At 52.5% G+C, this 13,783-nt stretch carries 8 protein-coding genes and 1 pseudogene; 3 read left to right on the forward strand and 6 right to left on the reverse strand.

Going from position 1 to position 13,783, the window contains the following annotated elements:
* Positions 1-19 precede the first annotated feature (19 nt).
* Together F454_RS0101575 and F454_RS0101580 are read left to right on the forward strand one after the other, a co-directional pair.
* Entirely contained in the window at positions 20-3,823 is a 3,804-nt protein-coding gene (locus F454_RS0101575) for an efflux RND transporter permease subunit (RefSeq protein ID WP_018968866.1), read from the forward strand.
* Positions 3,816-4,556: a MauE/DoxX family redox-associated membrane protein gene (locus tag F454_RS0101580; RefSeq protein ID WP_018968867.1), complete on the forward strand. Its 741-nt coding sequence runs from the start codon at positions 3,816-3,818 to the stop codon at positions 4,554-4,556. The genes F454_RS0101575 and F454_RS0101580 overlap by 8 nt, the downstream gene beginning before the upstream one ends.
* Before the next feature lie 53 nt (positions 4,557-4,609).
* Here the strand turns inward: F454_RS0101580 and F454_RS16245 are convergent, their stop codons facing one another.
* The 6 genes and pseudogenes from F454_RS16245 to F454_RS0101610 all read right to left on the reverse strand — a co-directional run bounded on the left by F454_RS16245 (position 4,610) and on the right by F454_RS0101610 (position 12,481).
* Positions 4,610-4,774, reverse strand: a complete 165-nt coding sequence (locus F454_RS16245) for a hypothetical protein (protein WP_156817079.1) — start codon at positions 4,772-4,774, stop codon at positions 4,610-4,612.
* A gap of 573 nt (positions 4,775-5,347) precedes the next feature.
* Positions 5,348-5,533, reverse strand: a pseudogene (locus F454_RS16760) (sigma factor); the annotation flags it as partial.
* 293 nt (positions 5,534-5,826) lie between these two features.
* Entirely contained in the window at positions 5,827-6,429 is a 603-nt protein-coding gene (locus F454_RS0101595; protein WP_018968870.1) for a cation efflux transmembrane domain-containing protein, read from the reverse strand.
* A gap of 4 nt (positions 6,430-6,433) precedes the next feature.
* The gene (locus tag F454_RS0101600) at positions 6,434-9,553 is read right to left on the reverse strand and encodes an efflux RND transporter permease subunit (protein WP_018968871.1); all 3,120 of its coding nucleotides are present in this window, start codon (positions 9,551-9,553) and stop codon (positions 6,434-6,436) included.
* 56 nt (positions 9,554-9,609) lie between these two features.
* Positions 9,610-11,175: an efflux RND transporter periplasmic adaptor subunit gene (locus tag F454_RS0101605; protein WP_018968872.1), complete on the reverse strand. Its 1,566-nt coding sequence runs from the start codon at positions 11,173-11,175 to the stop codon at positions 9,610-9,612.
* A 4-nt stretch (positions 11,176-11,179) separates the two neighbouring features.
* Positions 11,180-12,481 (reverse strand): TolC family protein, encoded by a 1,302-nt coding sequence (locus F454_RS0101610; protein WP_083912846.1) that lies wholly within the window; start codon positions 12,479-12,481, stop codon positions 11,180-11,182.
* 738 nt (positions 12,482-13,219) lie between these two features.
* Between F454_RS0101610 and F454_RS13775 the strand changes: the two genes are divergently transcribed.
* A complete protein-coding gene (locus F454_RS13775) occupies positions 13,220-13,576 on the forward strand; it encodes an ArsR/SmtB family transcription factor (protein ID WP_018968874.1) in 357 nt (118 codons plus the stop codon).
* Positions 13,577-13,783 lie beyond the last annotated feature (207 nt).

Consider the following 13,783-nt stretch of genomic DNA (forward strand, 5'->3'; position numbering starts at 1 on the left):
CAATCAAACCTGACACACCGTGAAAGCACTCATTCATTTTTGCCTACATCAGAAGCTGGTCGTCTTCCTGCTCCTCGCCTTCTTCATTGGTTGGGGAGTCAAGGTTGCTCCCTTCGACTGGGACACTGGCGACTACCCGCGCGACCCCGTCGCAGTCGATGCCATCCCCGATCTGGGTGATAATCAGCAGATCATTTTCACAGAGTGGAATGGCCGATCTCCCCAGGATGTCGAAGATCAGATTACCTATCCGCTGACTGTGGCACTGTTAGGTGTTCCTGGAGTCAAGGAAGTCCGCTCTTTTTCCATGTTCGGTTATTCCTACGTCTACCTCATTTTTGAAGAAGAGGTGGAGTTCTACTGGAGCCGTAGTCGTGTTCTGGAAAAGCTCAACTCACTCCCGGCCAATCTTCTTCCAGGTGGAGTCACTCCCACCCTCGGGCCAGATGCAACAGCTCTTGGTCAGGTTTTCTGGTATGTTCTGGAAGGACGCGACCCTGACGGAAATCCCGCTGGCGGTTGGGATCTGGACGAACTGAGATCGATTCAGGATTGGCAGGTGCGTTACGCTCTGCTGGCCGCAAATGGCGTGGCAGAAGTGGCCTCGGTGGGCGGCTTCCAACGTCAATATCAGGTCGATGTCGATCCTGATGCTCTTCGTGCCCACGGGATCTCTTTGGCTCAGGTGGCGGATGCAGTGCGGAAGTCTAACCAAGAAATCGGTGCCCGAAATCTCGCCATCAACGGAGTGGAGTATTTCCTTCGCGGCACCGGCTACATTGAAAGTGTAGACGACCTCAATAAGGCAGTCGTCGCAGTGAGAGAAAACACCCCGATCACCGTAGCCGATGTTGCCTCTGTCCAACTCGGCCCGGCCACACGTCGCGGAGTATTGGATGTGAATGGAGCTGATGCAGTTGGTGGTGTCGTCGTTGCCCGCTATGGCACCAACCCGCTTGCCGCGATCAAAGCTACCAAGCAAAAAGTGGAAGAGCTGACCGAAGCCCTTCCAATCCGGCCTGTCATTGATTGGACCAAAGTCACTCTGAGTGAAGCCATCGATTTCGCGCAACAGCAGGGAATTGAGGAACCATTCGTTTCCACAACCCAACTGAATGAAGAGGCCTGGCTAAGCTACTCACGAAAAAGCGAACGCCGTGCCTGGCCCCAGTGGTTCACCACGTCCAAAGTCACCGTTGTTCCTTTTTATGATCGCTCCAAGCTGATCGGGGAAACGCTAAACACACTTGATGATGCACTCTATCAGCAGGTCCTCGTTACCATCATCGTAGTCGTGATCATGCTACTACACTTCCGGAGTAGTATCCTCATCTCAATGATGCTGCCGCTGGCAGTTCTCATAACGTTTATCAGTATGAAAATCTGGGGAATCGATGCCAACATCGTCGCCCTATCAGGAATCGCGATTGCCATCGGAACCGTGGTGGATGTCGGAATTGTTCTCACGGAAAATATTCTTAAACATCTGGACGAAGCCGATCCGGAGGAATCAAAAGCAGCAGTGATTTTTCGTGGAGTTACTGAAGTCGCAGGTGCCGTGACCACCTCGGTGGCCACGACGGTTGTCAGCTTCTTACCCGTCTTCACCATGACCGGAGAGGCGGGCCGCCTTTTCAAGCCATTGGCGTTTACCAAGTCCTTTGCCCTGATCGCATCGATCATCGTCGCTCTAACAATCATCCCGCCAGTAGCGCACATTCTCTTCGGCTACCGTTTTCCTCTCTTCAGAAAATTTGCCGCTCTGAGAAAGTCCAGGGCTCTTAAGTTTACCTTCTTTGGATTCAATATCGCAGTGGCCCTCTTCGTCACCTGGCTCCTCGCAAAAGACTGGATGCCTCTCGGTCTGGATCGTTCCACCTCAATCAATCTCTTGTTTGTGTGTCTCGTCATCGGCGGGCTCCTGCTCGTCTTTAGGCTCTTTGAAAAAGCCTACGGCGGCATCTTGAAATGGTGCCTGAATCACAAAGCTCTCTTCCTTTCCGCTCCGCTCCTTCTCCTGATCATGGCCTTCAGCATTTGGCTGGGATTCCCAAAAGTCTTCGCTCCCGCGAAAAGCCTATTCGGTGACGGCATCACTGAAACGCGGCTTTGGAAAGATGCCTCTAACAAATTCCCGGGTCTCGGTGAGGAATTTCGTCCGGCTCTCGATGAAGGTTCCTTTCTTTTCATGCCTACCGTCGCTCCTCATGCTTCGATTGAAGAAGCTCAGGATGCTCTCAAACAGTTGGACGCCGCCATCGCCTCCATTCCGGAAGTCGAACGCGTCGTCGGTAAGATCGGTCGCGCTGAAACCCCACTTGACCCGGCACCTCTTTCGATGATCGAGACCGTCATCAACTACGTCTCCGAATTTAAGACCAACGCCAAGGGACAAGTCCTCAGATTTAAAACCAATACCAACGGAGATTTCGTTTATGAAAACGAGCAACTGATTCCCGATGAAAAAGGAAAACCCTTCCGCCAATGGCGACCAGAAATCAAATCACCTGATGACATCTGGTCGGAGATCAGCCGCGTGACTCAGCTTCCTGGCGTCACTGGAGCGCCGAAGCTTCAGCCCATCGAAACCCGCCTCGTCATGCTTCGCACCGGAATGCGTGCCCCCATGGGCCTCAAAATTAAGGGGCCGGATCTTCGCACGATTGAAGATTTTGGAATCGAAATCGAACGCCACCTGCGAAGCGGTATGATTAAAGGACTCAATACCGCCACCGTGAATGCCGACCGCATCGTCGGAAAACCGTATCTCGAAATCACCCCCGACCGCGATGCCGCTTCACGCTATGGTTTGAATATCGTTGATGTTCACGACGCCATTCAAACCGCGATTGGTGGCCGCATGGTGACTACCACCGTTGAAGGGCGGGAACGATACATGGTGCAAGTCCGCTACATGCGCGAAAATCGAGATTCCATTGGAGATCTCGAAAAAATTCTCGTGAGTGCAAAGAACGGAACGCAAATCCCACTCTCACAACTCGCCTCGACCCGCTACGTCCGGGGGCCTCAAAATATCAAAGCCGAGGACACATTCCTCACCGGATACGTGACCTTTGGAGCCGAACCCGCTAATGCAGAAGTCGATGTCGTCGAGGCCGCACAAGCCTATCTCAAAAAGATGGAAGACGAGGGCCAACTCATCCGCGCCCCTGGCGTTCGATACGAATTCGCGGGCAACTATCAGGCCGCGCTGGAGTCTAACCGCACACTCATGTTTGCGGTGCCACTCTGTCTCGGAATCATTTTCATGATTCTCTACCTCGACAATAAATCAGCTGCCTCCACTGCCATTGTCTTCTCCGGAGTCGCCGTCGCATGGGCCGGAGGATTCCTCATGCTATGGCTCTACGGCCAACCGGGTTTCCTCGATTTCGAACTCTTCGGTCACAATATCGGGCACCTCTTCAATGTCGGCCCAGTGAATATCTCGGTCGCAGTCTGGGTCGGTTTCCTCGCCCTCTTCGGCATAGCCACTGATGACGGAGTCGTCATCTCCACCTATCTCCGCCAGAAGTTCGAGGAAATTAAACCCACCACCATTTCTGAAATGCGCGCCGCCGCTCTCGAGGCTGGAAAACGCCGCGTGCGCCCTTGCCTCATGACAACAGCGACGACACTTCTAGCACTTCTCCCGGTGCTCACCAGCACTGGCCGTGGCTCAGACCTCATGGTCCCCATGGCCATCCCGATTTTCGGCGGAATGTTCATCGAACTCCTCACCATGTTCGTCGTCCCCGTCCTCTACTGCTTCAACCAAGAACGCCGCGCCTCAAAACTAACCACCACCGGAAACCATGAATAAAAAAGCAAAAATCGTCCGCATGGTCACACCCGACCACCTCTGCCCTTGGGGGATCAAAGCACTCGATCTTCTCAAACGAAACAACTTCGAGATAGAGGATGAACATCTTGATTCTATGGATGCCAACAAGACTTTCAAAGAAGAGAACGGCTTTGACGAGACACCGCAAATCTGGATCGAAGGCGAAAACGTCGGTGGCTACGAAAACCTCCGAAGTCATCTTGGCATGAAGCCGGAGGAGGAAGACGGAAAGACCTATCAACCGGTCATTGCCATCTTCGCCGTTGCCTTCCTCATGGCCATCACTACTGCTCACGCTATCAGCAGCGGATTCCCGGTCATCCGAGTTGCGGAACTTTTCATTGCTATTCTCATGTGCATCCTTGGAGTTCAGAAACTCCAGAATCTCAGCCAGTTCACCACCGGCTTCGTTCAATATGACCTCCTCGCACAGAAAGACGTCAGATATGGCTACCTCTATCCCTTTGTCGAGACCGGAGCGGGCATTCTCATGATCGCCGGACTCTTCACCTGGGTCGCTGCCCCCGCAGCCCTGCTTGTCTCCAGCATCGGAGCCATCTCAGTGATCAAAGCTGTCTACATCGAAAAACGAGATCTCGAATGCGCCTGCACCGGCGGCGGTGATGGAGTGCCACTAGGTTCCCTGTCCCTCACTGAAAACCTTCTGATGATTGGAATGGCGATTTGGATGCTACTCAAAGAAATTATTTAGCCTGCAGTCAGCGATAGGAGCTTGTCCTAAGTGCTCCTATTCAGCGGTTTTTTTCAACTCAAGACCCAGTTTGGCTTCGGGAGATTAAGGTGAGACAAAGTCTCTTCACGGATTTGTAACCTCTCAAGCAGGATCAGTAGGAACATGATCCAGAGAAACAGTTCGTCCTCTTTCTTGCGTTCGGCCTCGCGGTTGAATTTGTGGTGTAGCTTGGTCATGGTAACCTCCTGTAATCGCTGGGTTCTTGATTGCGTTGGACGCATTCGAAAGACGCCAAGACCGGGCAGGAATGGAAATCCGAGCAGTATTCCATCCGCTTGCAAGAGCCACCGCAATTGGATCGCACTCATACCCGCAACCGCGATGGCTGCGGGATGGAGCGATAGGGACATAAAAAAACTCCTGAGCGGAAGTTCCACTCAGGAGTTTTGTTAGATAGGAAGCCGGATCAGAAGTTTCGGCTAGTCGATTATGCGAAGTCGTCGTCTTGCTCTTCTTCTAGCTCAACTTCTTCGACTTGTGCTTGCACTTGATCCGCGTTCTTTTTTGCTTCGCTTTCGGCAGCTTCGATTTCCAAGAAAGTGAATCCGTATCTCGCGTGGAGCCAATGGACGTCTTTTTTTCTCTTCCGCTAAATCCAGATCAGGATATCCAGCCCAAAACCGCTTCTTTAACTCGATCTCCTCAGAACGAGTCGATGCGTCTTGGCTGACAGGACTCTGAAGGGATTTGGGGTTGAAAACTAAATCAGCTAGAGCACCTCTCTTCTGCGTTTCTGATTTATTTTTGCGATACTGGTCGATAAATAAACGTTTCGCGCTGACGAAGACTAGAGTCCCTTTCTTTATCTGCTCAGCATCAAATCTTGGAGACATGAATACCTTGAGCCAGGTTTTTTGGTAGATGTCGCTCGCGTCGTGCATATTTCCAGACAAACTAACAAGAAGCCCCATAAGGCGGTCTCCATAGTATGCAATCGGTCTACTATAGCGGCTTTCTTTTCAATCATTTCAGGGAGTGACCCTGTAGCTTGTTTTCTTCTTCCCATAAGCGTTTTTATATTTGGTGGGTTGATCTCAATTTTTTGCAGTCATGCGGTTACAGGAATGAAAACGAAAGATCTTCACGTTGCATCCGAGTAAATCTGACTTTTTTTATTTTTTCTTCAAGGCGTTCCTCTTCAAATCAACAGGTGGTCAGCCAATTTTATTCGAGGAATAACTCACAAAAAGATAACTTCACTCAAGCTTTTCAATTCTAACGATGGGTTTCAGTCTCTCTCGCTCTGTTGCCTAGCATCCACAAATATGCGAATTCCACCCCATAGCACAACCCCAGTAATGATTGTGCCAATGATCAGATCTGGCCACCTGGAGCCAGTGAGGTAGATGATGACGCTTGCCAGAATGACACAGGAGTTAGCGATGACGTCGTTCTTGGAAAAGATGTAGCTGGCTCGCATGTGAACCTCCCCTTCCTTTTCCTTGGAAATGAGTTTCAGGCAGTAAGCGTTCACAGCGAGCGCTATGATGGAAACGATGAACATCAGGAGCGACGAAGGCTCGCTACCAGTGATCGCCCGCCTGACGATGTCCGTGCCAATTCCCAAGGCGATGAGCAATTGGAACCCGCCGCTGAGGAAGGCTGCCTTGGTCTTGATGCTTGAACAGCGCCCGACAGCGTAAAGAGCCACGCTATAGACGAGCGCATCAGCCAGCATGTCGAGCGAGTCGGCCAAGACACCAGTCGATTCGCCGATGATGCCAACGACGAGTTCGACGAGGAACATGGTAGCATTTAGGGCGAGCAGTTTGCGGAGAACTCCTTTCTGTGAGGCATCGGTGACTTCGATGTGGCAGTCGCAAGATGACATCGATTTATTGGGCTGGAGTGGTTTCTATAGTTGATGAATTCTGCCGCTTACGGTTCACCATCAGGTAAAGAATTGGTAGCACAACGAGAGTGAGGGCGGTCGAAGTGATGACTCCGCCGATGACAACGGTGGCCAGAGGTTTCTGGACTTCCGAGCCTACGCCAGTCGAGATGGCCATTGGAAGGAAACCGATGGCATCGGTGATGGCGGTGGCCAAGACGGGACGGAGACGCTGAGTCGCCGCTTGTTTTACGGCGGTGACGGCATCGGTCGCGTCCTGTAGATTGGAACGAATCGCCTCAATCAGGATCTGGCCGTTGAGCACAGCGATTCCGAATAACGCGATGAACCCGATGGCGGCACTGACACTGAATGGGATGTCGCGCAGCCACAAGGAGAGAACACCACCGACAAGCGCGAAGGGAATCCCGAGATATATCAGGGCGACATCCTTGAGGTTCCGCAGACTGAGATAGAGCAGCACAAAGACCAGGATCATGGTCAGAGGAACGACTAGGGAAAGCCGGGTGTGAGCGCGTTCCAGGTTTTCGAATTGGCCACCCCACTCGATGACATATCCTTCCGGAAGATCGATCTCTTCAGCGATCTTGCGTTTGGCTTCTTCGACAAAAGAAACCACGTCTCTGCCATCGACATTGCTCTGGACTCGGATCAGGCGGCGACCCCATTCGCGGTTAATTGTAGCTGCACCGGGTGCTTCGACGATGTCAGCGACCTCGGAGAGAGGAACCCGAATTCCATTGGCAGTCGGAATGACAAGGTTCCGAACGGCTTCGATGTTGGTGCGATATTTTTCAGGCAGGACAATGCCGAGTGGAAACTGGCGCTGCCCTTCATAGATTTCGCCGACACGGAGCACACCGATTGCCTCGATGTATGGTAAAATTTCGGATGCTGAAATTCCAAGGCGAGCCATTTTTTCAGGGCGCAGCTCGATCCGCAGGCCGGGCTGGCCGCTGATCTGGTCGGTGGAAACGTCGGCTTGTCCGTCGATGTCAACGAGCACTTTCTGGATTTCATCGCTGAGGCGGGTAAGCGTTTCGAAGCTATCGCCGTAAATTAGAACACCGACATCTGAGCGCACGCCGGATTCCATTTCATTTAGTCGCATCTCGATGGGTTGTGTAAAAAGGATGTTCACGCCGGGCAGGGTTGAGACGGTTCCCTGCATCTTGGCAACGAGTTCGTCCTGGGTTTTGGCGCGAGTCCATTGATCGCGGGGCTTCAGAGAAAGGAAGATGTCGGTGAGTTCGGTGCCCATCGGATCAGTGGCAATCTCGGCGGTGCCGATACGGCTCCAAACGTGGCGAACTTCATCAGGGAATTTCTCCTTGAGTAGCTTTTCGATCTGAGTGTTGTAGTCAGTGGATGTATCGATGGAGGTTCCTGCCAAGCGAATGGTGTTCGCTACGACCGCACCTTCACTGAGGCGCGGGATGAACTCACCGCCAAGTCGGGTGGAGACGAAGCCAGTGACGACGAGCAGCGCGAGGACAACGGAGAGGACGATCCAGCGAACTTTCAGAACTATACCAAGGATAGCCGAGTAGCCACTAGTGAGTTTGCGTGAGAACCAGCCTTCCTTGTTCTTGAATTTACGGGGTAAAAACAGGTGTCCAAGGACGGGGGAAATGACGATGGCAATAATCAGTGCGCCAAGTAGGGCGAGGATGAAGGTCGTGGCCATGGGGCGGAACATTTTTCCTTCGGTGCCTTCCAGGGTGAGAATGGGCAGGAAAACCACGGCAATAATTCCCATACCAAAGAGAATTGGGCGGGCGACTGAGCGGCTTGACTCGAAGATGCAATTGAAGCGTTCCAAGACTGTGAGTTTTCGCCCGGCTTGGCGGGTGCGATCAGCGAGGCCGCGCAAGTTGGCTTCCGTCATGACCACAGATCCATCGACGATCAGGCCAAAGTCGATAGCTCCTAGGCTGAGAAGGCTAGCGGTGATGGCGAAATAGTTCATTCCAAGCACAGCGAAGAGCATGGCGAGCGGGATACAGATGGCGACCAGGAGACCGGCGCGGACATTCCCAAGCAGGATTAAAAGTGTTAGAGTGACCAGTAACGCACCACCGACGAGGTTGTGGGTCACGGTATCGAGTACCGAATCAGTCAGCTCGGTGCGGTCGTAAACAATTTGGACTTCCACACCATCGGGGAGAGACGGGCGGATTTCTTCCAAGCGAACTTTGAGTGCTTGGGTCACTTCTTGAGCGTTCTCACCCATCAGCATGAAGGCAAGGCCGAGGACGACTTCGCCCTGACCGTCAGCAGTAACCGCGCCACGACGTAGCTCACTGCCGATCTGCACTTCCGCTATATCTGCAACACGAACCGGAGTCCCTTCGCTAGAAGCGACCTCGATTCTTTCGATTTGTTTAATGGAGCTGACTCGCCCTACACCATGAACCAGTAAATCTTGGCCGCTGACAGTAACCCGGCCTCCGCCCACGTTGCGGTTGTTTTTTTCCAAAGCCTCTACGACATCGGAGAGAGATAAATCAAATTTTACCAGCAGCTCTGGATCGACTACAACGTGATATTGTTTTTCGAGGCCTCCCCATGAGTTTACTTCAGCAACGCCAGGGACTTTGCGAAGTTCGGGCTTGATGATCCAATCATGGATGGTTCGGAGTTGTTCAAGACTGCGACTGCCGTCGCTACTACGGATCACGTAATGGAAGATTTCACCGAGTCCGGTCGAGATCGGTCCCATCTGCGGTGTGCCGACTCCATCGGGCAGCTCGACTGTGAGGAGTCTTTCGGAAATATACTGGCGAGCGGTGGTGATTTCCGTATCGTCATCAAAGGTGGCGACAACCTGAGAGAGCCCGAATTTGGAGACTGAGCGCACACTGACGAGTCCGGGAAGGCCGGATATTTCCAGTTCAACGGGCAGAGTGATCTGTTGCTCAATCTCTTCGCCATTGAGTGACGGAGCAACGGTATTGATCTGAACTTGGATTGGAGTGGTATCCGGAAAGGCATCAACAGGAACACGCGATCCCGCCCAGATCCCGGCAACTGCGATCAAGGCGGTAAAAAGGAAGACTAACAGGCGGTTGGCCAGACAGAAGCGAATGAGATGTGTGAACATGGGTGCGGAATAGATTGAAAAATAGAAAGAGCGGGGTGCGGTTGGTGTGGCGGCTATCAATCATCGACGCAGCCAGCACCGAGAAGTGATTTGAGAAACTCCGAGCGCAGAATGTAGCTACCTTGGCTGACGATTTTATCGCCGGGCGTAAGTCCGCTGCGAATAGCGGTTAGTTCTCCGGAAGCCGCGCCATGTGTGATTTCAACGCGGGTTGCTGCGTAGAGTGCGGGTTCCTTGCGGACGAAGACGAAAGGAACTCCATCAATGGTCTGGATCGCGCCTGTGGGAACTGCGAGTGTAGGGCTGGCCTTGCCAAGGTGGATGCGAGCGTCCCCATATAGGCCTTTCCGTAAAGCGGCTGGAGGTGCGTTCACCACAGCGCGTGCCTGTATGCGGCGGGATTTCTCATCTACCGCACTCGCGACCCATACAAGTTCGCCGGTGATGACTGTATCCGGTATGTCGGTGAAAGTTGCGCTTACTTCCATTCCAGGTGTTAGGCCTGCAGCATCGCGGGCGGGAATAGAGAGTTCAAGCCACATGGTCGAGAGATCGGCCAGAACGAAGATCGCTTCGCCGGGTTCGATCCGCTCTCCTACGGAGACATCGCGGTCAACGATGGTTCCCGCAAAGGGAGCTTTTAGAGTGAGTAAAGAAGTCGGACGACCGTCGGAGGCGAGCAGATTGATTTCGTTCTCGCTCAATCCGAGATTGAGCAATCGCTGGCGTGCTGTGGACAAATCCACATCGGCGACTTCTGCAGCGGCTTCGGCGGCTTCGAGATCGGCGGCGGCGGAGATCTGTTTATCCGCTAACTTGCGCTCGCGAATTACCTGAAGACCAGCGAGCTTCTTTGCCGCATTCGCAGAGAGAAAACGGCTTTTCATTTCCGCGAAGTCCGGTGAATTCACCGTGCCGAGAATTTCACCAGCGGCAACTTTTTGACTGGGAACCACTGCGATTTTCTGGACGATGCCCTCGACCAGAGGAGTGATTTTCGCGACCTTGTTTTGATTGTAATCGACCGTTGCGTAAGCTTCGACAGCAGGCTGGCCGGTGGTAGTTTCCGGATTGGAAACTTTGACTCCTACCTTTTCCATCGACTCGGCAGATGCGACGCGGATCTTGAGGCTTTCACCCGCCTTGAGGCTGGCTGCGAGCTGAGGTTGGCAGATGGCGCATTCCTTTTCCAGGACACCATGCTCGTTGCACATCAGGGCATTGGCGGGTGCTGACGGTGCGGCAACTCCGGCTTTGTCGCCCTTCAGTTCAGGATGGCAAAGATAGCATTCATCTTCATAGACACCGTGCTCGGTGCAATACAACCGCTTTGGGTCTTTGATTTCCGGGTGACAAAGGAAACAACGATCTTCGTATCGGTCATGTTCCTTGCACCAGAGGCGCTTGGCATCGCGTTTTGAAGCATCGCAAATGAAGCAGCCTTCGCCCGTGGGGCAGGCCGCTACGGCGTGGACTTCGATTTCTCCATCGGAGGATTTCTCACTGGCTTCAGTCGATTCGGATTTCGTGTTGGTTTCATTTTTCTCGGCATTACATGCGGCGAAAAAAAAGGTGAGGATGCCAAGGCCGATGGCCTGGCTTAGTTTTGGGATTAGTTTCATAGCTTCAGTTGTTAGTCATTGTTTTTAGGGAATTGTGGGCGCGGAGAAGATCAGCCTGGGCGCGGGTCTGACCGCGCTCGACCTTGAATAGGGTTTTGCGGGCATCAAGCACTTCGAGCAAAGAAGCTTTGCCTGAGTTGTAGGCTTCGCGGGTGTCAGTCAGTCCTAGGCGGGCTGCATTGATGGTTCGCGTGTCGAATTCGCTGGAACGGCTGCGGGCGGCACGGAGATCTGAGGAGAGTTTGGTAATGCGGGAGCGAAGTTCGCTTTCGGTGGCGCGGCCATTGGCTTGGGCGCTGTCGAGGCGTTCTTTGGCGGCCTGAATATTCCCCTGATTACGGTCGAAAATAGGGAGTGGAATACGGATGCCGACCACCGCAGCCGTCTCATTGGCATCACGCATCTCGCGGACTCCGCCGCCTACCTCAATATCGGAATAACGCTTCACTTTTTCGAGGTCGTAGGTGGCTTGCGCACGGGCGAAACGAAGCGCAGCGGCACGCATCGCTGGATGGCGCGAGATCGCGGATTCGGGATTTGATGGGACAGCACCTCGCGGAGCATCAAGCGATCCGGCGGCGGTGACGTTGGGTGATCCACCTCCCCATATCTGGCTCAGTTCTGCTGAGGCATTGCTCTCCGTAGAGCGAGCCTCGGCAAGATTTTCCTTGGCTTCGGAGATGGCTAGCCTCGCCTTACCGACATCGATCCGATTGCTTTTTCCTACCTCAAGCAAAGTATTCAGCGTGCTCAAGTTTTCCTCTGCACGGCCAAGATTTTGTTCGCTTAGTTCGCGAAGCTTCCGCGCTTCCAGAAGGGTGGTGAAAGCCCTGTCAGCGGCGATTCGGATATTACGTTCTTCGCTGGCAATCTCGGCTTTAAGTGCTGCAGATTTGAGTGCTGCGACCATCGTTCGCTTCGACCGTTTGCCCCCGAGTTCCAGTTTTTGAGATAGCGCTGCGGTGATTTCAGCTCCATTGAAACCGCTGCTCTCACCACTTCCGGCGAAGTTCTCCACGTCCAGTCCTATTTCGGGGTTTGGTGGAAGCCCGGCCTGGATTGTCTCCGCTTCAAGAGCCCTGAGTTCCGCGCGTAGAGACTGTAATCTGGGGCTATAGATCAACGCATGTTGAATAGCACTATTGCGGGAGACGACTCCCTTCAAAAGAGGCGCTGATTTTAATCCGGTGTTGTGGCTGGAAGTAAATCGATTGGCTGATTCCCTGCTTGATCGAGACTGAGGGTCAGAGGCGCAGGAAATGAATAGGAATGGGAAAATTAAAAAAATTGAGAGCCTTAAATGCATAAGAATGTGGGTTAGAAGTCACTTGGTTTGAGTGGGTGCCTGATCCAACAGAGGAATCGGCCACAGCTGGGAAACCGCGAGAAATAATTGCGGCTTTAGGGCATAAAAAAGCGTGCGCTAAAAATGAGCGCTCGCTGTCAAACCAGTGAATCAAACGAGAAACACTGAATACCTCACACGAAGAGATACAGAGGGAATAAGTCCCACAAACGGGGGGCTTCCACGTATTCCGTGGATGGATCTTGTTAGGGAAAACGCGGTGGCGATTTCTCCTAACGACCTTGGAGATGCCATGGGGTCAGCCCCGTTTCGGCTATGGCTTTGGATGGAATCTACAGCAACAAAATTGTCTAGCTCCATGTAGAGATCTAGCGAACAATCTTGGCCTCGATTAGGAGAAACATCAATCTCAGAGGTGTCTTGCGAAGAATAATCACAAGATTCTTCATTGCTAAAACGTGAGCAGGCCCCCTCTGGAAGGATATCAAGGCACTCGCATTTTCCCACGAAAAAGTTCTGTATACAAAGACAATAGCCAAGGCCAGGCTGAGAAGTGGAAATTCCCACTAACATCAACCACAGCATAACTAGTGCTGTAAGTTTACGAGGCATTGTATAATTTGAGGTCAAATAGTTGAGCGGGCAAACGGCTTCTGTTTGTGACGCGGACGCTATGTGATTTCGCATAACGTAACTAAACACTTGAATTACGCAAGGGAAATTTTACAATTTTACATAATGAAAGCCGATATTGCAATGATCGACACCCCTAAGTGCCTGAACACGAGTAAAGTAGCTCGTCTTAAAAAGGGGCTGGAGGCGGATGCCTTTGTTGACATAGCAAAAATCTACAAGGCATTATCGCACCCATCCCGCTTGCAGGTGCTTTATTTGCTGGGTCTGGAACCGTGCTGTGTCTGCGATTTATCTCACGTCATGGGTATTCCAGTCCCTACAGCGTCACAATACCTCAGAATACTGAGGAAAGCAGGACTCGTAGAATTCGAAAAGGATGGAAAATTTATCATCTATTCCCTGACCTTGACGGCTCGTAGCCTGGGGGATTTAGGTAAAGTAAATGCCATTTACCTCTGAGATTGTTCGATGGCTGCAGAATACATCCCAGAATAAGGGAGAGCAGCGCAAGCAGTAGCAGCGAGAAGGCTTTCCCTTTGGGCTTACTACGTGCAGTCCTACGCCTTCGCCTGAAAGGCTCCACCTCTCAAACTCTAAAAAGTGGCGGCATTAGCCGCAGGAAATTAGCGGACTAACTGGCTTGTTTGCTCCGCACCTCGTGGACAC

This window comes from Rubritalea marina DSM 17716, from assembly GCF_000378105.1.
Classification (GTDB): Bacteria; Verrucomicrobiota; Verrucomicrobiia; order Verrucomicrobiales; family Akkermansiaceae; genus Rubritalea; species Rubritalea marina.